At 63.2% G+C, this 24,481-nt stretch carries 11 protein-coding genes; 10 read left to right on the top strand and 1 reads right to left on the bottom strand.

From position 1 onward, the window contains the following. The gene (locus tag BMZ79_RS31485) at nucleotides 1-2,295 is read right to left on the bottom strand and encodes a helix-turn-helix domain-containing protein (protein ID WP_090648628.1); all 2,295 of its coding nucleotides are present in this window, start codon (nucleotides 2,293-2,295) and stop codon (nucleotides 1-3) included. 101 nt (nucleotides 2,296-2,396) lie between these two features. On the opposite strand from BMZ79_RS31485, the gene BMZ79_RS31480 reads away from it, so the two are divergent. From BMZ79_RS31480 to BMZ79_RS31435, 10 genes are all read left to right on the top strand, one after another. Continuing rightward, a complete protein-coding gene (locus BMZ79_RS31480; RefSeq protein ID WP_090648625.1) occupies nucleotides 2,397-3,437 on the top strand; it encodes a carbohydrate-binding family 9-like protein in 1,041 nt (346 codons plus the stop codon). Continuing rightward, the gene (locus tag BMZ79_RS31475; protein ID WP_371263831.1) at nucleotides 3,438-6,197 is read left to right on the top strand and encodes a transglutaminase-like domain-containing protein; all 2,760 of its coding nucleotides are present in this window, start codon (nucleotides 3,438-3,440) and stop codon (nucleotides 6,195-6,197) included. Then, complete coding sequence (locus BMZ79_RS31470) at nucleotides 6,194-7,228, top strand: glycoside hydrolase family 18 protein (protein ID WP_090648622.1); 1,035 nt, start codon at nucleotides 6,194-6,196, stop codon at nucleotides 7,226-7,228. The genes BMZ79_RS31475 and BMZ79_RS31470 overlap by 4 nt, the downstream gene beginning before the upstream one ends. Beyond that, nucleotides 7,225-7,941, top strand: a complete 717-nt coding sequence (locus BMZ79_RS31465; RefSeq protein ID WP_256253282.1) for a TetR/AcrR family transcriptional regulator — start codon at nucleotides 7,225-7,227, stop codon at nucleotides 7,939-7,941. Before BMZ79_RS31470 ends, BMZ79_RS31465 begins: the two co-directional genes overlap by 4 nt. 846 nt (nucleotides 7,942-8,787) lie before the next feature. Then, a complete protein-coding gene (locus tag BMZ79_RS31460; RefSeq protein WP_177222452.1) occupies nucleotides 8,788-12,564 on the top strand; it encodes a S8 family serine peptidase in 3,777 nt (1,258 codons plus the stop codon). Nucleotides 12,565-12,626: 62 nt separating this feature from the next. Then, entirely contained in the window at nucleotides 12,627-16,913 is a 4,287-nt protein-coding gene (locus tag BMZ79_RS31455; RefSeq protein WP_177222451.1) for a S8 family serine peptidase, read from the top strand. A 118-nt stretch (nucleotides 16,914-17,031) separates the two neighbouring features. Continuing rightward, a complete protein-coding gene (locus BMZ79_RS31450) occupies nucleotides 17,032-20,751 on the top strand; it encodes a S8 family serine peptidase (protein WP_090648612.1) in 3,720 nt (1,239 codons plus the stop codon). 265 nt (nucleotides 20,752-21,016) lie between these two features. After that, a complete protein-coding gene (locus tag BMZ79_RS31445; RefSeq protein WP_090648609.1) occupies nucleotides 21,017-22,795 on the top strand; it encodes an ABC transporter substrate-binding protein in 1,779 nt (592 codons plus the stop codon). Between the two features lie 108 nt (nucleotides 22,796-22,903). Then, nucleotides 22,904-23,875, top strand: a complete 972-nt coding sequence (locus tag BMZ79_RS31440; protein WP_090648606.1) for an ABC transporter permease — start codon at nucleotides 22,904-22,906, stop codon at nucleotides 23,873-23,875. Next, a partial coding sequence (locus tag BMZ79_RS31435) for an ABC transporter permease (RefSeq protein WP_143089186.1) occupies nucleotides 23,872-24,481 on the top strand: 610 nt, incomplete at its 3' end. The genes BMZ79_RS31440 and BMZ79_RS31435, both read left to right, overlap by 4 nt.

Here is a 24,481-nt window from a genome sequence, read left to right as displayed (position 1 = left end):
CTACGCCTCCTCCAGATCCGCGGCCGCTTCCGCCGCGCCCGCGGCGGCGAACTGCTTCCGGTACTGGCCGGGGGTATAGCCGGTTTCCTTCTTGAACTTGCGGATAAAGTTCGGCGCGTCCACGTAGCCGACCTTCTGAATAATGTCCTTGAGCGGGTTGCACGTCGTCGCGAGCTCGCGCATGACCTGCTCCAGCCGCCGCTGCCACACGTACTGGACGAAATTGAGCCCCGTTTTCTCCTTGAAGGACCGGCTGAGGTGGGACGGCGAGATGCCGAACTCGAAGGCGACCGCCTCGAGGCTCAGGCTCGCGTCGGCATAACGGAGGTCCAGATGCGCGGCGATCCGGTCGATGACCGTCTGCTCTTCCTTCCGGTTGCTCTGCTCGACCAGCCGGCACAATCGGGCCGCCAAGTCCAGCAGGCCGCGTTCCAGCTCGTCCGTGGACTTGCCGTACAGCATGTTCGGCGAGACGTCCTGCAGCAGGCGGTGATGGCCGAGCTCGGAGGCGGTCTTCAGAATCGTATTCAACACGTCGAGGCACATGCACCGCGTGAGCAGCGCCGAAAGCCCGGACGCCTGCAGGCTCCGGAACGCGTCCCGGATCATTTGGGCGGCGATGTCGTCGTTGCCCTGCTTCAGGCTTTGGGCGAGTTTCATCAGCGTGTTGGAAGGAATCCAGACCGCCTGCTCCGAAGGGTAAGAGAGCTTCTCGAAATACGTGACGGTGCCGCTGCCGGACGAGACCCGCAGCTCGAACGCCGAGCAGGCTTCGATGAACGACTGGTTCAGCTGATCGGGACCGGCGTAGCACGTGCCGACGCCGACGACGGGGATGAAGTCGAGCGCTTCCAGCATCGTGCTTCGCACGGCTTCGACGATGCGCCGGACCTGCTCGAACTCTTCCGTCCCGGCGACGGGGTCGAAGCCGATCATCAGGCCGAATTGATCGAGCTGCGACAGCTCGACGCCATAGCCCTCGGCGTTCAGCTCCGGGAATTCCAGCTGCGCGAGCAGCTCGGCCATCTCCTGGCGCTCGGCTCTGCCGAGCTCGCCGCTCTCCTCCCAGCCGGCCGCGATGACGAAGTGGCGGGCCCGGTCGAACGACAGGCCGAACGCTTCCTGCAGCTCCGGCGCGAGGCTCCGGGCATGGCCGTGCTTCAGCAGCAGGGAAAGGAAATGGTTGCGCGCGAACGGCTCTTGCAGGTCGATGCGCGAGCTGTAGTCCTGCAGCGCGGACCGGATTCGGTCCAGCTCGTTCCTTGATGCCGGCGCTCCGCTCGCCGCCGGCCGGTCAGCCGCTGTCTTCGCCGCCGCGAACGCGACGAGCGACGAGATCGGCCGGTACTGCGCCCGGGCCAGCAGCAGCGCGATGGCGGCGCCGGCGGCGACGACGATCGCGAAGAGCATGATGACGAAGCTGCGCACGTGAAGGACGCTGCTGAAGAACTGCGCGCTCGGCATGACGGTCACGTACGTCCAGCCGTTCGTTTCCGAGCGGATGGAGACGATCGAATGCGCCTTGCCGTTCAGGTCGCGGGCGGAGATGCCCGGCGTGAGCGTGTCGAACAGGGATTTCGCCTCGGCGCCCGTCAGCGCTTCGCCCTGCCGGTTGTCCACCAGCGGGCGGCCCCGGTTGTCGAGGATGTACGTCAAACCCTTGTAATTGCCGAGGGTCGAATCGATCAGGCTCGTCAGCTCGGATTCCTTGATCAGATACATGACCGTCCCGTGCGGATTCGGATTGTTCGGCGTGATCGGATTGAGGTAGGCGAGCATCGTTTCTTGCAGCCCGTTCGGCTTGCTGACGCTGTCGGCGGGACGCATCGTCGGGTACCGGACGCCGTTCAAATCCCGGAACAGGGCATCCTTGTCCCACTGCCTGAAACGGACGTTCTCGGCGAACACCTCGTAATCGTTCAAGCCTTTGCTGGAGTAGATGCGATCGTCGCCGTGGAAGTACAAGTAGAGTTCTCCGATGATGGAGCTGGTCGCCTTGTATTGGTCCAAGGCCGCGATGGCTTCGCCGGCGTAGATCGGATCGTGCACCCGGTACGCGGTCAGCCGTTTGTCGTAGGAGATGCGGGAGGCGATCTCGCCGAGCTCCTTCATCCGGCCGTCGACGATGATTTTGGCCTGGGTGAGCTGAGCGAGCCGGGATTGCTCGATTTCGGAGCGGAGGTTGTCGACGGCGTTGCGGTAGACGAAGACCGTCAGGCATACGAGCGGGATGAGCAATATGAACAAATACGACCAGATGTAGTTCAGGAACAGCCGGGATTTAAAGTAGGTCATGCTTCTATGGCCTGCCTCCTTGCCGAATGGCCTTGCGCCAAGTTGTTTACATGATAGCAACAAAACCGCGGTTTGAACATAGCCCGCATGGAGGGATCGACATGAAACTCGGCGAAGTGCCGGAACCGAAGATCGACTATAACCCCAAGCACTATCTATGCAAACGCGCCCCGGGAGCGCTCGTCGTGGACGGCCGCGTCGACAAGCCGTTCTGGGATGCGGCGGACTGGACGGACGATTTCGTCGACATCGAAGGCGACCTTCGTCCGAAGCCCGCCAAGCGGACCCGGGCCAAGATGCTGTGGGACGACGACTATTTCTACTTCGCGGCGGAGCTGGAGGAAGACCAGATTTGGGCGACGCTGACGGAGCGCGACTCGGTGATTTTCCACGACAACGATTTCGAAATCTTCATCGATCCGGACGGCGACACGCACGGCTATTACGAGTTCGAGATCAACGCCCTGAACACGGTGTGGGACCTGCTGCTCCCGAAGCCGTACCGCGACGGGGGACCGGCCTTGAACGGCTGGGATATCGCCGGACTGAAGACGGCGGTGCATATCGATGGCGAGCTGAACCGTCCGGAGGCGGACAACCGGAAATGGACCGTCGAGGTCGCCATGCCGTGGGACAGCCTGAAGGAATACGCCTCCGAGGGGCGGCCGCCGATCGCGGGCGAGTATTGGCGGGTCAACTTCTCCCGCGTCGAGTGGCGGGCCGAGGTGCGGGACGGCGAATACCGCAAGACGCCGAATCCCGATACGGGCCGGCCGTATCCGGAGGACAATTGGGTCTGGTCGCCGATGGGGCTGGTCAACATGCACTATCCGGAGCTGTGGGGCTGCGTCGTGTTCGCGGACGCGAACGGGCCGTTCTCGTTCGCGCCGCCGGCGGACGAACGGATCAAGTGGGCGCTGCGCCGGCTGTATTACAAGGCGCGCAATTACCGCGCGGTTCACGGCGTTTATCCGAACGGCGCGGCGTTGGCGGCGGATCGGGAGGCGGCGGGGATCGCGACCGCCATTGAAGCTGCGATCGAGACGACGCGCAGCTTGTTCCAGATCACGGCGCCGTCCGCGGACGGGAGCGCGGTTTATTGCATTCGCGAGGACGGCAAATTATGGAAGGAGTCGATTTGAATGGCTATGACGCAGCCCGCCGTATTTTCGTTGGACGACGCGGCCATGGCAAGCATTGAGCGCAAGTTCCAGGAGAAGCGGGCGATCGCGCAGGCCCGGGAGGACGCGCTGTTCGGGGTGTTCCGGGACGCGCTGACGGACGAGGAACGGTGGGCGCTGAAGTATCTGTACGCCTACATGCCGGTCATCGATTTGGCCGATTATGACGGGAAGCTGTTTCTGGACCACGTGCGCACGACGCTCGAGATCCGCAGGCGGATGCCTTGGGGCGCGCGGGTACCCGACCGCCTGTTCCTGGCGTTCGTGCTGCCGTACCGGGTCAACACGGAGAACATCGAGGATTCCCGCGGCGCGCTGCACGCCGAATTGGCCGGCCGCACGTCGGCGCTGTCGATGGCGGACGCGATTCTGGAGACGAATTATTGGTGCCACGAGAAAGCGACGTACGTCGGCAGCGACCTGCGGACGCTCTCGCCGCTCGCAATGATCCGGAACGCGCGCGGACGCTGCGGCGAGGAGTCGACGCTGGCCGTCGCCGCGCTGCGGAGCATCGGCATTCCCGCCCGGCAGGCGTATACGCCGCGCTGGGCGCATTGCGACGACAACCACGCGTGGGTGGAGGCGTGGGCCGACGGAGCGTGGCATTATTTCGGGGCGTGCGAGCCGGAAGCCCGGCTCGATCAAGGCTGGTTCGGCCCGCCCGCGCGCCGGGCGATGCTGGTCAATACCCGCATCGCCGGAGATTACCCGGGGCCGGAGGACGTGACGCTGGCCGACGCGTGGTATACGGAAATCAACCTGCTGCCGAACTACGCGCCGACGCGGACGCTGACGGTCGCCGCGAAGGACGGGCAGGGCGATGCCGTGAGCGGCGCGCAAGTAAGATTCGAGTTATACAACATGGCGGAGTTCTTCCCGATCGCGGCGCTGCCGACGGACGAGCGCGGCGAGGCCCGCTTGACGACCGGCTATGGCGATTTGCTCGTTCGGGCGGCGAAGGGCGAGCTGTGGGGCGAAGCATTCGCTTCCGCCGGCGACGGCCGCGTCGAGCTCGTGCTCGGCCGCCGGGAGCAGCCTGCCGGCCCGGTCGACGCCGACTTGACGCCGCCGCCCGAGCTCGCGGGCGAAGCGCCGGCGCCGCTGCCCGAAGAAGCGGCCGAGCGGCATCGCCGCCGCCTCGAGGAGGGAACGCGGCTTCGCGCCGCGTACGAGGCGTCGTTCGCGGGCGAAGCCGAAGCGGCGGAGCTGGCCGCGGCGGCCGGGCTGCCGGCGGAGCGGGTCGGAGACGCGCTCCGCAAGGCGCGGGGCAACGCCCGGGAGATCGCGGCGTTCCTCCGCGAGCAGGCCGCGGCACACGGCGAGTGGCCGCTTCGGCTGCTCGAGAGCTTGAACGAGAAGGATTTGACGGATACGTTCTCGCCATCGCTCGCGGATCATCTGCTCGGCGCGATGCCGTACCGCGAGGCGTTTCCGGAAGACGTCTTCGTCCGCTATATCCTCTGTCCCCGCGTGCTGCACGAGATGATCGTGCCGTACCGCAGCCTGTTCGCCGGAGCCTTCGGCGACGAGGAAGCCGCCGCGTTCCGGGCGGCGCCGGCCGCGCTGGCGCGCTGGCTGGGCGAGCGCTTCGGCTTATGGGAGGCGGACGTGCCGAACCTGCAAGGACGGGGCAATCCGGCCGGCAGCCTCCGGCTGATGCGCGGCGACCGGGTCAGCCGGGATATTCTGTTCGCGGCGCTGTGCCGCGCGCTCGGCATTCCCGCCCGGCTCCATCCGAGCGAGCAGAAGCCGCAGTATTGGACGAATGGGCGTTGGACGGATGCGCTGTACGGCGACGGGACGGACGGGGCGGCCGAAGAAGCGGCGAACGGCGACGGGGAAATCGGGGACGGCGCGAACCGCGATAAGGCATGCGGCGGAGAGGCGGATGCCCAAGCCGCGCGCGGGGGAACGCCGTCATCCGAAGCGGCGGCAAGCGGCCGCGGAACGGTGCGCCTGCTGCGGGATGCCGCCGCGGCGCCCGACGCGCCGGAAGCGGCCTACGCCGAGAACTTCACGGTCGCCCGGCTCGCGAACGGCGCGTACGTCACGCTGCTCGATCCGCTCGGCGCCCCCGGCGTCTACGATGCGCCGTTCGAGGCGGAGGCGGGCGCGTACCGGCTGACGACGGGCGTGCGCATGAAGGACGGCGCCGTGAAAGCGCGGTTGTCGTACTTCGCGGTGCGGGCGGGCGAAGAGACGGCCGTGACGCTGTCCTACCGCAGGGCGGCGGAGGCGCTTCCCGTCTTGGGCGCGCTTCCGGCCGATCATCCGTTCGCGCTCGCGGACGGAACGATTCGGAAGCTCGGCGAGCTGGCCGGCCGCAAGGGAGCGCTTGTCGCCTGGCTAGAGCCGGAGCGCGAGCCGACGAAGCATCTGCTGCGCGAGCTCGGCGAGCTGGCCGCGCCGTACGCGGCGCTTGGCGCGCCGATCGTGCTCGCCGCCGGCGGCGCCGAGCCGGCCGCGGCGTTCGACGCCGCCGCGTACCCGGATCTGCCGGCCTACGCGGCGGTCGTACGGGACGCCGGGCCGGCTGACTGGGCGGGCGTGAGCCCGCGGCCTTCCCGCGAAGCGGGTTACCCGCATCTCTTCGTGGTCGACGAACGGCTGCGCGTGCGTTACGCGTCCTCGGGTTATCGGATCGGGACCGGGAAGGAAGCGCTGCGGCTCTTGAACGCCATCGCATCCTTCGCCATGTCAAACGGAGGTGAGAACGCATGACCGGGCAACCGTACATCAAGGCTGGCTACGTTGTGGACGGGAAGCTTCCGTCGCTGCGGCCGGAAGACTTGGCGAAGCTGACCCACCTGAACGTCGCCTTCGGCCACGTGCGCGAGGACGAGATTCGGACGGAGCATTTGAAGCATTTGGACCGGCTGCACGAGCTGAAACGGGATTATCCGAAGCTTCGCCTTCTGCTGTCCGTCGGCGGCTGGGGAGCGGGCGGGTTCTCGGAAGCCGCGTCGACGGAGTCGGGCCGGGCGAGCATGGCCGCTTCGGCGGTGCGCGCGCTGGCGGAGCATCCCTTCGACGGCATCGATCTCGACTGGGAATATCCGTGCTACGGCATAGCGGGTATCGCCTCGAGTCCGGCCGACAAGGGAAATTTCACGCTTTTGCTTCGGGCAATCAGGGAAGCGCTGGATTTGAAGGGCGCGGAGGACGGTAAGCGGTACCTGCTTACGATCGCCGCGGGAGCCGATGCGTATTACGTGGACGGGACGGAGATGCGCGACGCGCAGCGGGCGCTGGATTTCATCCAGCTGATGACCTACGACATGCGCGGCGGCTTCCAAATTTCGACCGGGCATCATACCAATCTGTATACGCCGGACGGGGATTTGTTCCGCAGCAGCGCGGATGCGTCGGTGCGGCTGTTCGCGGAGGCGGGCGTGCCGAAGGAGAAGCTGGTGATTGGCGCGGCCTTCTATTCCCGCGTCTGGGGCGGCGTCCCCGACCGGGCGAACGGGCTGCATCAGATGGCCGCGGGCACCGGCGGCTACGGCCCCGACTTCACGGCGCTGGCCGCGGATTACATCGGCAAGAACGGCTACGTCCGCCATTGGGACGGGCAGGCTTGCGCGCCGTATCTGTTCGACGGAAGCAGCCTGATCTCGTACGACGACGAGCAATCGATCGCCTGCAAGTGCGACTACGTAATCGCGAACGGCTTGGCCGGCATCATGTTCTGGGAATACGGCTGCGACGAAACGGGCCGGCTGATCGACGCGATGCATCGCGGGCTTCGTTGACGGAAGCGGCGGCGGGCATGGGAAAAGGGACTGCCCCGAAGCCGCGAGGCTTGAGGGACAGTCCCTTCTTCCGAGTTGGCGATTTCAACGTTCATAAATGGCAAGTGTTTACAATTGCTGGAACCTTGACGCTCGGCAGCTCGATTTGCCATACTAAGGGGATGGAAACCCGAAAATTACAAATCATCCGGTTCACGGAATCGCTTATTCAGCAAAAAGGCTACGCCGCTTTCAGTTACGACGACCTTGCCAAGCATTTCGGCGTCACGAAAGCCAGCATCCACTATCATTTTGAAAAAAAGGAGGATCTGGGGCTTGCCGTGCTGGAACGGCTTTATCAAAGGTTGCTCGCGTTTTCGGCGCGCATGGCGATCTCGCAAGAACCGGTCGAGGAGAAGCTGGCCCGGTTCAGCAAGCTGCAAATGGAGGAGCTCGCGGACGACGTCATCTGCCCGATCTCATCGCTGCAGGCCGATTTCGAGCTGCTGCCCGACAGCATGAGGATGAAGCTTCAAGCGATCAGCCGTCTGGAACTGAGCGTTATGCAGGGCATCATTGCCGACGGAGCATCCGGTCTCGGGACCGATTCGCGCGCGGTTGCCCTTGCCGTATTGGCTGCCATCAAAGGCTCGCTGCAATATCGGCGCGTGCTGGGAGAGGACCCCGGCCCGGACATCATGGACGGCATTTGCCGGATTTTAACAAGATCATAGCGGCGATATGCCGCACTCAAGCGACCGGCCGCCCCGAAAGGCGGTCTTTTTTTGTGCCTTGGCTCCATCGCGTGCCGGGCCATGCAAGCCGTGCAAGCGCGGGTCTAACTTTTACGGACAGGTCAACATTTGTAATTTAATATAACACATCCGTTGGGTTTATCCAGCGTTTTTTCACAGGTGTTTAAAAAAATAAATTTATTGACTCTCTTAAATGGATAAATATATAATTTTCTCAGATTTTGGAGTCTTTTCTGTCAGAAAATCTGACACAATTCGATTCAATGCTGCAAAGTCCTGTGAACTTCGGGGGAGGTCGATCGCTCGAGCGGGACCGAAGGCACGTAGATCCGAGACTAAAGAGGTGGTCGCATTCCCGATTCCGGCGTATGATTCGTCTTTGGCCTGCGCGGTTGCGCGTGAGGCTTTAGCCGTTCGTTTGCTCCTTATTTACTAGATAGTAAGCGATGCGGCGAATCTTCGTCGCTAGCGTATCCAAGCATCGCGAATTTTGTCGCATTGTCTTCGATTCTAGCATTCTAGCGATCCATCTATCGCTAGGCTTGGTTTTTCATCCGGCCTACCGGCACAGCTTGGCGAACTCGGTATTCCCTTGCTTGCGCGGCGCTCTTGCCGATCCATCGGCTTGGACCTCTTCCCCCGTCCGGTCATCGATCCCCGGCGGAATGTACCGCCGCACGGCTCGCGCGTCGCGCACCATCGCTTATCCGCATCGTCAACGCCTTCGCCGTGCAGCCAATCGGCAGGATCGCCGATCATCGGAACCCCGTCATTTTCAACCGACGACAATTCAGTCATGAAAGCATGACAGAAGGAGCGAAACACTTGAAAAGAAAAGCAGCGAAACGTTCTTTCGCGATGTTCCTATCCGCTTCCATAGCGCTCGGATTGTTTCCTTCCGCACTGTCCGCGGACGCGGATCCGGCCGCGGTTCCGCGATCCGCGGCACCCGTTCTTCCGGGCGGCCCCCCGGTCATCGGCGTTCAGCCGCAGGCGTCCTCCGAACAGCGCGTCATCGTGAAATACAAGGATCATGCCGATCGTGCCCGCGTCCGCGCGGCATCCGCGGCGGCGCGGTTCGAGCCTCTGTCGAGGTTCGGCATGGAGGTGCTGGACCTGGCGCCCGGCGCGGATGCCGGCAGCGTCGTCGCGAGCCTCAATGCGAACCCGGACGTGCTCTACGCCGAGCCGGACGTGAAGATTCGCAAGCATATGTCCTTGAAGCCGAAGCCAAACGGCGCCGCGCCTGGCGGAAACGCCGCCGGTTCCGCGCTCGGCCCGAGCGCCCCGAGCGCCGACCCTCTTGTTGCGCCGTCTTCATCCCCGGACTCGGCGTCGGCGTTGCCGAAGGCGGCTTCGGAGGCTGCCGTCTCCGCCGCCGCCCCGTCCTATCCGAACGATCCGCTGTTCCCATCCCAATGGGGCTTGCACAACGAAGGTCAGAGCATCGACGGTTCGTACGGCAACTACGACGTCGACGTCGACGCGCCCGAGGCGTGGGGCATCGCCAAAGGCTCGCAGGATACGATCGTCGCGATTCTGGATACGGGCGTGGACGTCAATCATCCGGATTTAGCCGCGAACGCTTGGCGGAACGCGAACGAAATCCCCGGCAACGGCGTCGACGACGACGGCGACGGATTCATCGACGATTATTACGGCTGGAACTTCTACGGCAATAACAACCAGCCCTACAGCATCTACGACGATGACTTTTACGGCACGCAGATCGCCGGCGTCCTTGCGGCGAAGGACGATAATTCCGCCGGCATCTCCGGCGTCGCGCCGAACATCCGGTACATGCCGCTCAAGGTCATGGGCTACGACGGCGGTTACGTATCGGACGCCCTGCGCGCGATCGACTACGCCGAACGGATGGGCGCGAAAATCGCGAACATCAGCTGGTCGACCGAAACGTACAGCAACGCGCTCAAGGATGCGATCGACGCCTCCGACATGCTGTTCGTCGCGAGCGCGGGCGAGGATTACGTGAATTTGAACAAGGACGACTTCCCGGAATATCCGGCAGCGTACGACAGCGACAACATCCTGTCGGTTGCCGGTCTCGGCATGGACGGCAATTTTTATAACGTTTACGGCATGAAATCGGTCGACATCGCGGCGCCGAGCTCCAAGATTCTCACGACCCTTCCGACCCGCGATCCGGGCATCGGGGCGGAGATCGACAACGGCACGTACAAAGCGATTTACAACGAAATGGGCTTCGAAGGCATGTGGACGGGCGACGCCTCGTCGATCGAGAACCACCGGGAAGGCTTCGACCGCGCGTTGACGTACTTGGGCAAGCCAGACGGCGGCGCCTCGTCGATCCTGCTGGTCGACGACGAAGAGGTTCCCGAGCAAAGCGATCTCAGCGTGCTCTGGGAGTACGAAAGCCATCTCGATGCGGCGGGCGCCGACTACGACATCGTCAAGGTCCAGCCGGGCGCGGACGGTCCTTCCCTCGAGACGATGGCCCACTACGACATCGTCGTTTGGTTCACCGGGTACGGGTTCGGCTCCTCGCCGGACGGACGGCCGACGACGGTGCTGCGCGGCGCGGACCAGGCGAATTTGACGTCGTACTTGAACGGCGGAGGCCGCTTGATGCTGTCGGGCGTCGGGGCGCTCACCAATATCGAGACGAGCGATTTCGTGAAGAACGTGCTGCATCTGGACTTCGTCCGCTACGACTTCTACCGCGGCACCAGCGACATCAGCCGCTGGAGAGCGGCCGAAGGGCAGCCCGGCACGATCTACGATGGGCAGCGCTACGATATTGCGACGGTCGTCTTCGCGGACTACGCGTCCAACGACGAATCCGTCACGCGCATGAATTTGACGGCCGCGATGGACGATTACGATTACGATTTCGGCGCGTATCTGGCGCCGGCTTATGCGTCCGGCGCCGCCGCGCTCGTGCTCAGCCAGGATCCGGCGCTCGACGCGAAGGCGGTCAAAGAACGCGTCCTCCTTGCCGGCAAGCATCTCGAAACGCTGTGGAACGAAGACGCGCAGGGCTACATGAACAACGGCCGAATGGTCGACGCGTTCCGGGCCGTCAGCGACGACGACGTACCCGGCAAGCCGCTCAAGCCGCTGCAGACGGATTCGCTCGATCAGCCTTCCGGCGATATGCAGGACGTTTACTATGTCCATTTGAACGCCGGCGATAAGCTGAACCTGTCGCTGACGGGAGACGCCGGCTCGAATTTCATGCTGACGCTCTACAATCCCGACCTGAAGTCGGTCGCCGACTGGGACGCGCAGGACAAGGTGCTCGGATCGTCCATGGCGGCCGGCGAGCCGGCAGCGATCGCTTATCAAGCCGACCGGACCGGCTACTATTACGTAGGCGTCTTCTTCGTCGGCAGCTCCGGCGCCTACACGCTCGGCATGAACGCGGATCCCGCCCATACGGCGGGCACGTACGAGGATAACGCCGATGCGGTTGCGTTCGACGGCCCGTGGGCCGAGAAAGCGGATGGCGGTTATTCCGGCGGCACGCTCAAGGCCGTCGATTCCGCAGGCCGCGCGACCTTCGCGTTTACCGGCAGCCGGATCGAGCTGACGGCGCTCAAGGACGATACGATGGGCATCGCGGACGTGTTCGTGGACGGCGTCAAGACCGCTTCGCCTTCCTTGTACGGCAAGACGCCGCAAGCGAAGCAAACGGTCTACCAACAATCGCTGCCGTACGGCTACCATACGATCGAAGTGGCCTGGACGGGCAAGTCGGATCCGGCCGCGAAGCGGACCGTGCACGCGATCAACGTCGACGCGTTCGTCGTCGGCGACGGCGGCGGCGCGTATACGTCCGTCGCGGAAGAGTCGGACAACGCGTTCCGATACGCCGGGCTGTGGTCGCTGCAGACGAATGCCGGCTACTCCGGCGGCCGCGCGCAAGCGACCGATAGCGCGGGCGCGTACGCGGTATTTTCGTTCACCGGCACGAGCGCGGCGCTGAAAGCCGCGACGACGCCGAACAGCGGCAAGGTCACGATAATGGTCGACGATCGGCCCGAAACGGCGAAGACGGTCGATCTGTACGGCGAAGCGACGCGATACCAGGTGCCGGTCTTCGACACGGGCGCGCTGCCTTACGGCCCCCACACGCTGCGAATCGTCAACGCGCATGCGAAGAACGAGAAGTCCGGCGGGTACGGCACGAACGTCGACGCCGTCGTCGTGACGAAGCCGGCGGGCGGCGAAAGCCTGAAAATTTACCAGGACATGAACCCGTTCGTGAGCTACGTTGGCGTTTGGGCCATGCAGCTGTCCGCGAAGAATTCCGGCGGCAGCGCCAAATACTCCGACGCGGCCGGCAATGCCGCGAGGCTGGCTTTCTTGGGGACGAAGGTCACGCTGCTGTCCCAAACCGGGCCGAACCGGGGGATGGTCGATATTTATATCGACGGCGCGAAAGCGAACGAGGCGCCGGTCGATCTGTACGGCGAGAAGCTCCAATATCAGGTGCCGGTATTCGAATCGGCCGTCCTGTCTGCCGGAAACCATGACGTCAAAGTCGTCAACACGGGCGGGAAGAACGCCCGGTCCGCCGGCCATACCGTCAGCATCGACGCGTTCTATGTCCTGAAATAGGTCCGGCTTGCACGTACAGCTCCGGCGCTTCTTAACATTCATGGGAAATGGGGAACCGAGACTTGAAAAACGTACTTTTGAAAAAGTCGGCCGCTTTGACGGCCGCCGCGCTGCTGCTCCTGAACGTGCCTGCGCACGTGCTCGCCGCGGATAACGAAGCGGCGGCCAATGCGATGAGCGGCATGCCGAAGCTCGATTATCAGCAGTTGAAGGCGGCGCTTGCGAAAGCGTCATCGGCCGAAACGGCGTCGGCGCCGATCCTATCGCCGAGCTTGGACACGAAGTCGACCGGCAGCGTGAACGTCATCGTGCGGTTCAGCAAAGAGCCGGTCGCGGTCGGACGCTATGCCGCCCAATCGCGCAGGCAGGCGTTCTCCGCGCAGACGGCGACGCAGGCGATCCAGCAGGAACAGGCCGCTTTCGTCAGCGCCTCCAAGGCGAAAGGCGTATCGCTGAAGGTGAACCGCAAGTTCAATACGGTGCTGAACGGCATGGAAATCACGGTGCGCGCGGACCAGCTTCCGACGCTGGCGAAGCTTCCGGGCGTCGTCGGCATCAGCGAAAACCTGACGTATTATCCGCTTGCCGCGGACGGAGGGGGCGCGGCCGTCGCTGCCGAGCCGGTCTACGAGGAAGCGCCGCTCAAGCAAATCGGCGTCGACAAGGCATGGGCCGAAGGCTATACGGGCAAGGGCATGAAAGTCGCCGTCCTGGATACGGGCGTCGATTACATGCATCCGGACTTGAACATCGCGGGCGGCTACGACGCCTTCTATCAGGACGAGGATCCGTACGAGGAACCGCCGCTGACGCCGATGCAGGATCCGCTCGGCCTCGGCTTCGAAGGCACTCAGCACGGCACGCACGTCTCGGGCACGATCGCGGGCCGGGCGCGTAATACAGCGGCGTCGCAGGTTCAGAAGGGCGTCGCGTACGAGGCGGATTTGTACGTCTACAAGGTGCTCGGAAGAGCGTCGAACGGACTCGTATCCGGGTCCTCGGCCACGATCATCGACGGTCTCGAGCGGGCGGTTCAGGCCGGCGTGGACGTCATCAACATGTCGCTTGGCGCGGACGAGAACAAGAACCCGAACTCGCCGGATTCGATCGCGGTCAATAACGCGGTGCTGGCGGGCGTCACCGTCGTCGTCGCGAACGGCAACGCCGCGACGCAAGGTCCTTATTATTACTCCATGGGCACGCCGTCGGCGGCGCAGCTGGCCTTCTCCGTCGGCGCGGCCACGAGCCCGAGCGACATTCCGATCTACAGCGCGAGCGTCGCGCATCAGATCTCGGGCCAGGCGCCGTCCGATGCGAAGCCGCTGAAGCTTGCCGAATGGAAAACCGGCCAAGAGGACTTCGAAGCCTTGTTCGGCGCCGATCCGATCGAAGCCGCGTACGTCGGCCTCGGCAAGGATGCCGACTACAAGAACGTGAACGTGACGGGCAAGATCGCGTTCGTGTCGCGCGGCGACAATACGTTCGTCGAAAAAATCGCCAACGCGAAGAAGCACGGCGCGCTTGCCGTCATCATGTTCAACGGCAACTCGAAGGTCGTCGGCGGCGCGACGGTTCCCGATCTGACCGAAGACCAGGCCGGACGCAACGGTCTGATCGGCCTCGATTCGGGGCCGGGACCGGACAACATTCCGACATTCGACATGGCCGGCGTCGAAGGCCGGGCGATCGCGCGCCAGCTGACGGCCGGCGCGGGCAAGACGCTCAGCTTCACGTTCGAAGCCATTCGGAAGCTGGTTAACGAAGGCGACCACATGGCGGACTTCAGCTCCCGGGGACCGAACTCGGACGGCAATTTCGGCATTAAACCGGACCTTGTCGGCCCGGGCGTGAATATCTATTCGACGTGGCCGATGTACGGCAAGGTTAGCCCGGGTGCGGATTATAGCCAGGCTTACATGCGCGAATCGGGCACGAGCATGGCGACGCCTCACGTCGCGGGCCTCGCGCTGCTCGTGAAGGAAGCGCACCGGGATTGGAGCCCGCTCGATATTCGCGCCGCGCTGGACAACACGTCCGAAAGCATTCGCGACGAGTCGGGCACGCGCTATGACGTCTATTCGCAGGGCGCGGGCCGGGCGAACGTGGCTAGCGCCATCGCGACGCCGGCTTTGCTGAAGTCGATGGACCCCATTACGATTTACGACAGCTACATGAACGCGACGCAGATGGCGAGCGAAGCGGGCAGCGTCAGCTTCGGCCTGATCGACGCCGGCTCGCAGGCGGTATCGAAGCCGCTGGAGCTGGAAAACAAGTCGAACGAAGCGCTGACCTATAAAGCGAGCGTGGAGATGCACCCGCAGGTCACGTCGGATCCCGATCCGCTCCGCGCCGTGCCGACGCCGGACGCCTCCAAAATCGGCATGAACTTGGAAGGACTAAGCGACGACGGCACGCTGACGGTTGCGCCCGGCGGCGATGCGGACTTCGAGCTGACGGCCGAAGCGCAAGCGGACGCGGCGGACGGCGTTTACGAAGGGGAAGTGGTGCTGGCAAGCGAAGGCTTGCCGACGCTGCACCTGCCGTTCGTCCTTCACGTCGGCGAAGACTCCGATCCGACGGAGTGGGGCGTGACGGACATGAAAGCATCGGACGCGATCGCCGCTCCCGATCACCCGATCGACGTGACGGCGAAGCTGAACGCCAAGGACATTCAGCAAATTTTGCTGGTGGCCATGCCGCTGGATCCAAACGGCGCGGTGTGCCTCGTGTCCAGCATGTACGACGAAGAGCTGGCCGCGATTCCGACCGGACCGATCAAGTTCGAGCAGATCGACGGCAGCTGCATCGACATCGACGATCCGCAGCTGGACGACGAGGGGAATTATATTCTCGGTCAGCTGGACGGGCTCTACGAGCTCGAACTTTTCGCGCAGCACATCGATAAAACGACGGGCCAAGCCGATTACGACCACATGCAAGTCGCTTACACGACCGTGAAATTCAGTAAGACGAATATCGGGACGCCTGGCGACGGCGATCCGGGAGACGGCGATCCGGGAGACGGCGATCCGGGTAACGGCAATCCGGGAGACGGCAATCCGGGCACCGGCAATCCGGGCACGGGCGGTCCTGGCGGTCTGCCCGGCGGAGGCAACGGGGGCGAGACGCCGCCGGCAAGCGCCATCGTGCCGACGGTCGTCGAGCAAGGCCAAACGGCCATTGCCGCCGAGACATCCTCCGCGCTTCAAGGCGACCGGTTGGTCGCGACCGTGACGGATGACGCGCTGCAGCGGGCAATCGCGGCCGCGAAGCAATCCCCGGCGGCCATTACGCTGACCGCCGCGGACAAGAACGCGGCGGAAGCGCAGCTCCAGCTGACGCCTGCGCAAGTCGACCTGCTGCGCAAGGCGCCGGCGAACAGTTCCATCGTCTTCACGTGGAACGAATCGTCGTCCGTCGCCTTCCCGCTGTCGGCGCTCGCGGGCGCATCGGAGGGGGCGGGCTTGAACGTGCGCGTAGCAATGAACGCGGCGGCCAAGGCGACGTTCCAAGCCGCGTATCCGGAGGCCGAGCTTCTGGGGGACGCCTACGCGTTCGAGGCGGAATTCGTGCTGAACGGCAAGACGGTGCCGGCTGCCTTCAAACCGGAACAGTCGTTCAAGCGTTCCTTCGCGATCGCGCAGTCCGCGGATACGGCAACGGCCGGCGTCCTGTATGAAGAAGACGGCAGCGTGAGCCCGGTAGCCGCGACGTTCAAAACGGCTGCCGGCTCGACGATCGTCACGATCGACCGGCCGGGCTTGTCGACCTACGTAGCGGCCAAGCGCCGCGTCGCGTTTGCCGATATCGGCGCGTCCTGGGCGAAAGAAGACATCCAATCGTTGGCCGATATGTTCTTGCTTAACGGCACGACGGCAGGCAAGTTCGAGCCGAAGGCGAACGTCACGCGCGCGCAATTCGCGTCCATGCTCGTCCGCGGGCTCGGTTTGCAGACGGCGTCGGAGCCGGCTCCGTTCGGGGACGTGGCGCCGAAGGACTGGTTTGCGCAGGACGTTGCGGCCGCGTACGCGGCAGGCCTCGTCGAAGGCGCGGACGGCCAATTCCGTCCGAATGCCCAGATCAGCCGCCAGGATCTCACGGTCATGCTGGCCAGAGCGGCCGAATTGCTCAAGCTGACGAAGCCGTCCGGCACGCATAAGCCTTACGCGGATGCGTCGCAGATCAGCGCGTACGCGCAGGCCAGCGTACAGACGGTGAGCGACTTCGGCCTGATGCAGGGGTACGAGACGAAGGGCGGCACCGCGTTCGACCCGCGCGGCGCGACGAGCCGCGAAGCCGTGGCGAAGGTGCTCCGCAGCTTGCTTCGAGCCGCCGGTCTGATTCAATAAACCGTTAGCATTCGCTCATGAGGACGGAGAGCGGAGAGGAGCCGCGAGCCGGCTTCGTCCGCCGTCCTCCTCGTGGCTGCGCGGCAGCCTATTATCTGTGACAGAAGGAGCCAATACCTTGAAAAGACAAGTACGCAAGCAAGCGCTCGTCGCGGCGCTTTCGTTGTCGACGGCGTTCGGCCTGACGGTGCCGGCCTTCGCGGCCGACGCGGGAACGGCAGGCGAACGGGAACCGGTCACGCAAACGATCGCGAATAAAGCGCGCAAAAGCCAATGGCCTTCGGCCGTTCCGTCCGAAAGCGCGGGCGCCCTGGCGGCGGGCGGACAAGCGCCGCCGTTGTCGCTTCCGCCGAACGGGCAGGACCGGTTTCTCGCGAGTCTCGCGAAGCGGGCGGACGCGGAGGCGCGTCCGGAGGAAAGCCGAATCATCGTGAAATACAAGCCGGGCGCGGGCGGCGCGGCGTATCGCGCCGAGTCCGCGGCTGTCGCGGATGCATGGACGCTGCCCGGCACGGACCTTGCCGTGCTGGAGACGGCGTCCGCCGATGCGAGCGGCGTGCTGGCCGAGCTCCAAAACGATCCGAACGTCCTGTACGCCGAACCGGACGTCAAAGTTCATATGGCTTCCATGCCGAACGATCCGTTATTTCCCGACCAATGGGGGCTGCGCAACGTCGGGCAAATCATCGACGGTCCCATCAAGGGCCTCCCCGGCTTCGACATTAACGCCGTGAACGCCTGGGAGATCGGCCAAGGCGGCGGAGACGTCGTCGTCGCGGTTCTCGACACGGGCGTGGACGTCGCCCATCCGGACCTGCAGGCCAATATTTGGCGGAACGCGGTCGAAGTGCCCGGCAACGGGATCGACGACGACGGCGACGGGTTCGCGGACGACGTGAACGGCTGGGACTTTTATAACAACGACGGCACGGTGTACGACGCCAGCCAAGGCGATTATCACGGTACCGCGGTCGCGGGCATCATCGCGGCCGAGGCGAATAACGGGACCGGCATTGCCGGCATCGCGCCGAACGTGAAGATCCTGCCCCTGAAGGTGCTGGGACCGGACGGAACCGGCTACGCGTCGGACGTCATTCGGGCGATCCAATACGCCGATCGCGCCGGCGCGCGCATCGCGAACCTGAGCTGGACGACGGATACGTACAGCAAGGCGCTCGAAGACGCGATCAAGGCTTCGCCGATGCTCTTCGCCGTCGCGGCGGGGAACGAGCCGAAGGAAGACTTCTCCTTGAAGCCGCCGAAAAACCTGGACGAATCGCCGGTCTATCCAGCTTCGTACGGCAGTCCGAATATCGTGACGGTCGGTTCGGTCGGTCCTGACGGACTGTTCTCGTATTTCAGCAATTACGGACCGGGAACCGTCGACTTGGCGGCCCCGGGCATCGCGGTGCTTAGCACGGCGCCGTCGCGGAACATCGGGCTCGGCGCGCAGATCGACAACGGCAATTTCAAAGCGGTGTATAACGTCTTCGGCTTCGAAGCGATGCCGGTGAGCGAACAGCGGCGCGCGGCTTTCGACGGCGCGATGCGCTTCTTGAGCGACGACGGCGGCAAGAAGCCGTCCGTCCTGCTCGTGCAGGACGACATGCACGACGTCGGCAATCCGGACGCGCTCCCCGTGTACGCCGATTTGCTGGCCGGCGAGGGCTACGCGTACGACGTGGAGACGGTGCCAGCCGGGGCCGCCGGCCCGTCGCTCGAGAAGCTGAGCGGCTACGACGCGGTCATCTGGTTCACGGGCTTCGGCAACGAATCGCTGAACCCGGCCGATGTCGGCAACGTCACGGCTTATTTGAACGGCGGCGGGCGCTTGCTCCTGACGGGACCGGGTACGCTGTTCCGATTGGCCGATACGCCGTTCATGCGCGACATGCTCCATCTGGACTTCGTTCGTTTCGAAGATTCCGACAACGAGAGCTGGGGCGTCGCGTCGGGCGTCGCGGGCACGGTTTACGAAGGGGCGCAGTACAGCCTGACGGATCAGGGGATTTTCAGCGACGTCGAAACGAACGACCCGGCCGTCGCGCGCATCAATCTGGAAATCCCGGTGGACGATTACGACAAGAGCACGGGGACGTCGATGTCCGCTCCTTACGCCGCGGGCGTTGCCGCGCTGCTGCTCGGCCAAGACCCGTCGCAGGATGCCGAAGCGGTCAAGGCGCGTCTCAAGCTTAGCGGCAAGCCGCTCGCTTCGCTGCAAGGCAAGACCGCGAACGGCAAGATGCTGGACGCCTACGGCGCGCTGACCGACGACGAGCTGCCGGGCAAACCGCTTGCGGGAAGCGGCGCGGGCGGGAAGTTGGACATCGCGGCGAATCCGGACGACGTTTACTTCGTCCGCTTGCTTGCCGGCGACACGCTGTCCTTGTCGATGACGGGAAGCGCGGATACGGATTTCGACCTGTACGTCTACGATCCAACCGCGGAAACGATCCAGTCCGGCAGCGGCATGGCGGCGCATTCGGAGACGGAAGGCAGCTCGACGGAGTCCATCGTCTATCGGGCGCCGGCGACCGGTTACTACTACGTCGACGTGCACGCGTTCGCCGGGAAAGGCACGTACGAGCTGCGGTCGTCCCGCGGCGAGACGGCCGTTAACGGAGAGGGCGTTTACGAGGATAACGATCCGGCCATCGCGTTCGACGGCGCGTGGACGCCGGCTTCCGACGCGGGCTATTCCGGCGGAACGCTCAAGCGCGCGAATGCCGAAGGCAGCATGAGTTTTCCGTTCGGCGGCGGCGAGATCACGTGGACCGGCATGAAGGGACCGGACCAGGGGATCGCGGACGTGTACATCGACGGCGTCAAGGTCGCGTCTCCGTCCTTGTACAACAAATGGAAACAACTGCGCCAGACCATCCTGAAGCAGTCGGTGCCGAAGGGATCGCACACGCTGACCATCAAGTGGACCGGCAACCAGGAAGCGGCCTCGACCGGTTCGGCCATTAACGTGGACTCGCTTCGCGTGGCTGCCCCGTCCGAAGCCTACACGGTGCGTCTGGAAGAGAACGACGTGAATTTCGCGTTCAAAGGCTCGTGGAAGAAACAGTCTTCCGTCATGTACTCGAACGGGCATGCCATGGCATCGTTCGAGACGGGGGACGAAGCCGTGCTTACGTTTACCGGCACGCGGGGGGTTCTGTTAGCCAACCGATTGAACGGCGTTTATCCGAAGATCGCCGTAACCGTCGACGATCGCCCCGAGTCGGAGGTCGTCATCGATTTGAACGGGGACAAGGATCATAAGGACACGTACCAAGTGCCCGTCTTCGACACGGGCGAGCTGCCGAACGGGAAGCATGCCATTCGCATCATCAATGTCACGGACTTCATCGCGATCGGGCAGCTGCCGATCCTCGTCGACGCCCTTGTCGTGACCAAGGCGACGAAGGAAGAAGCGGCCTATACCACGACGACTTCGATTGAAGACACGGACGCGGCGGTCGCATTCGCGGGAATCTGGCAGACGAACCTGTCCCCGCGCAACAGCGGCAAAAGCGCGAAGTATTCGAACCGGAAGGGAAGCGCGGTCGAGGTGACCTTCCGCGGCGGCCAAATCATCGTCATGGGGACCAAAGGACCGGATCGGGGCAAAGCCGACATCTACCTCGACGGAAAGCTGGCGACGCCGAATCACGTCGATCTGTACAGCGCGTCCTATCGGTTCCAATCGCCCTTGTTCGAGCTTTCGGATCTCGACAATAAGCCGCATACGATCAAAATCGTAAACGCGGGCGAGAAAAACCCGAAATCTTCGGGCGATTATATCTCCTTCGACGCGCTTAAAGTCATTGGCGATCAGTTTGAAATCGATTGAACGGGCAAAGTCGACCCCGGACCTCATTCGGTTCGGGGGTTCTTTGCGTCAATAAAATGTTAACTATATGTTAATAATCCTTCATTTATTCAACGCTATACTCTGCTAAAGCTTAATTATTTAAAGATATCTATTTACAAAATGCTAGTTCCGGATTTAAAATGTAAGAGTCCTGTTAGAAAACATGACATAACTACATGAATGGTTCTTTCGACAGGGGAGCTAGGAGAGAAGAAAAGAAAAATAACGACGGGGAAGTGTGAAGATGAGCAAAAGGAAACGATTAACGGTCTTACTATCCATCATGGCATTGGCGGGTTCGATGGCTGCGGGCTGCAGCAACAATGCGAATTCCGGTTCGGACGAGACGAATACGACGGCGAACAATACGCAGAACGCGAACAAGCCGGCGGACGAGACGTCCACGAATACGAACTCGGGCACGAACGCGGCGACGACGCCTTCGGCGGACACGCCGGTGGACGGCGGCACGCTGACGGTCGGCACGTTCTCGGACATCAATTCCGTCAATCCCCTGTACATCGCGGACACCGCTTCCGGCGACCTTGCCACCTTCCTCAACGCCAATTTGTACGACGTCGATCGGACCAATAATTTGGTCATCGAGCCTTGGTCGCTCGCGTCCGAACTCCCGACGATCAGCGCGGACGGGCTGACCTACACGGTCAAGCTGAAGCCGGAAGCGAAATGGAGCGACGGTCAGCCGGTGACGGCCGACGACGTCAAATACACGTTCGATACGATCAAGAACCCCGATGCGGGCTCCCCCGGCATCAGTACCTTCGATAAAGTCGATACGGTTACGAAAGTCGACGATCACACGGTCGAAATCAAATTGAAGCAAATCTACGCGCCTTTCTTGTACGCCTTGAATACTTCGGTCGCGCCTTATCATATTTTGAAGGACGTGCCGCCTACGGAGCTGGAGAAGAACCCGTACGGGACCGATCCGGCCAAGACGGTCACGAACGGTCCTTGGAAATGGACGAAATGGGAGCAAGGCCAATACACCACGGCGGAAGCCGATCCGAACTATTGGGGCAGCGTGAAGCCGCACATCAAAACGGTCACGCTGAAAATTTACGCCGACCAAAACACGCAAACGCAGGCCTTGCTGAAGGGCGACGTCGATCTCGTCTCGTCCGTGCCGCTGACGATTCTGGACACGGTCAAAGCAAAGGACAACCTCAACGTCGTGTCCGAGCCGGGGCCGTCGTACGAATTCATCCAATTCAACTTCAAAGGGGACAACTTCCCGGATAAATACGTCCTGTTCCAGAGCCAGAAGACGCGCCAGGCGATCGCGACGGCGATCAACCGCCAAGGCATGGTCGACAACATTCTGAAAGGCACGGGCCAGCTGCTGAACGCGCCGTTCCTGCCGACCTCGTGGGCCTATGACGCGAACGCGGCGACGAACTACGCCTACGATACGGAGAAAGCGAAAACGATGCTTGCGGAAGACGGCTGGAAGCCGGGCAAGGACGGCATCCTCGAGAAGGACGGCCACCGCTTCTCGTTCGAGCTGCAGTACAACGCCGGCAACGCGCGCCGCGAGCAAGTCGCCGCCGTCGTGCAGCAGAACCTGAAGGACGTCGGCATCGAAGTCGTGCCGAAGGCGATCGAATTCTCGGCCTGGATCGACCAGAACGTCACGCCGGGCAAGTTCGAGGCCGTGCTCCTCGGCTGGGTGCTGAACAGTCCGGATCCGGACGGCGAGAGCACCTTCTCCTCCAAGTACTTCCCGCCGGGCCAAAACGCCGGCTGGTACAAGAACGCGAAGCTCGACGAGCTGTGGGTGAAGGGCTATTCCACGGTCGACCAGAACGCGCGCAAAGCGGCGTACGCCGAAGCGGCCAAAGAAATTTCGACGGATCTGCCGTACGTGTTCCTCTATCAATACGGCGCGCCGGAAGCGTTCGACAAGAACAAGGTCAAATTCGCCGAAGCCGACAAGCCGGAAGCGACGCTCAGCTACGGATATTTCTACCACGTCATCAACTGGTGGACCGCCGCGAAATAACGCGGGACGCCAAACTTCTACAACTTGAGAACGACAGCCGAAGGATAATGAGGGGAAGGGAAGGCCCATTCGGTCCTTCTCTTCTTCCTTGATAAGGGGGTATACGACGTGACGGATTATTTCGTAAGGCGCGTGCTGCAATCGCTGCTCGTGCTGCTGCTGATCGCGATATTAAGCTTTCTGCTGATCCATGCGGCACCCGGCGGCCCGAAGACGATCTATCTGTCCCCGGGCCTGTCGACGGAAGCGGCGGCGATTCAGGCGCATAATCTCGGGCTCGACCGTCCGCTGCCGATGCAGTTCGTCAGCTGGCTGGGCAATCTGCTGAAGGGCGACCTCGGCTTTACGTTCAAGAACCATCTTCCCGTCGGCAAGATCGTCTGGCCGACGATCGGCCACACGATGATTCTGATGGGCACGGCGTGGGTGCTGTCGCTGCTCATCGCGATCCCGTGGGGGATCTACAACAGCACGGTGGAGTACAGCTTGTCCGACCAGACGGCGTCGTTCGTCGCCTACATCGGGTTCGCGATGCCGACCTTTTGGTTCGGGATCATCCTGCAGGAGCTGTTCTCGCTCAAGTGGGATCTCCTGCCGCTCTCCGATATGTACACGATGGGCAAGGAAGGCAATCTGCCCGACCTGCTGCTGCATCTCGTGCTGCCGGTCAGCGTGCTGACGCTCGGCTTCCTCGCGGGGTATTCCAAGTACGCCCGCGCGAGCATGCTCGAGGTGCTCGACCGGGATTACATCCGGACGGCGCGGGCGAAAGGGCTGCCGGAGCGGAAAGTCATCTTCCGGCACGGGCTGCGCAACGCGCTCATTCCGATCGTGACGCTGCTCGGCCTCGATCTGCCGATTCTGGTCGCGGGGGCGGCGCTGACGGAGAGCGTGTTCAACTGGCCGGGGATGGGCCGGCTGTTCGTGCAGATGGCCGTCGCGCGGGAATATTCCGTGCTGATGGCGATCACGCTGATCACCGCGGTGTTCGTCATCATCGGCAACTTGCTGGCTGACATCCTATACGCGCTGGTCGATCCGCGCGTCCGGCTGGACCGGAAAGGAGGCGCGTCGGCATGAGCGAGGCAAGCGTAACCTTAAGCGACGGGCCGGGCATTTCGAAGCCGGGGCGGCCGGTCAGCGCGTGGCGCACGGGCTGGAAGAAGTTTTCGGCGAACCGCTTCGCGCTGGCGGGCCTATGCGTGCTCGTCTTCTTCCTGCTCGTCGCCTTCGCGGCGCCCCTGATCGCGCCGTACAGCCCGTCGAAGATCGACATGATGGTCCCGAACCTGCCCGCGGGTACGGACCATCATGTGCTGGGCACGGACGACCTCGGGCGCGATATCTTCTCGCGTCTCGTCTACAGCAGCCAAGTATCGCTGCTCGTCGGGTTCGCCGTCGCGTTCGCGGCGGTGCTCATCGGCACTTTGATCGGCGCGATCTCCGGCTTCTTCGGCGGCTTCGTCGATACGTGCTTCATGCGGCTCGTGGACGTGATGAACTCCATTCCGCTGCTGTTCCTGAACATCTTGGTGCTGGCGATCTTCGGCAACAAGTTCTATTACATGATCCTCGTGCTGTCGCTGACGAGCTGGATGGGCGTGGCGCGGCTCGTGCGCGGGACGTTCCTGCAGCTGCGGGAGATGCAGTACGTCGAAGCGGCCAAGGCGATCGGCGTGTCGGACT

The sequence above is a fragment of the Paenibacillus sp. UNC496MF genome (assembly GCF_900113915.1).
In the GTDB taxonomy this organism is placed as follows: Bacteria; Bacillota; Bacilli; order Paenibacillales; family Paenibacillaceae; genus Paenibacillus_Z; species Paenibacillus_Z artemisiicola.
Note: the sequence above shows the minus strand (reverse complement) of the source record. Positions and strands in the feature narration are given on the sequence as shown.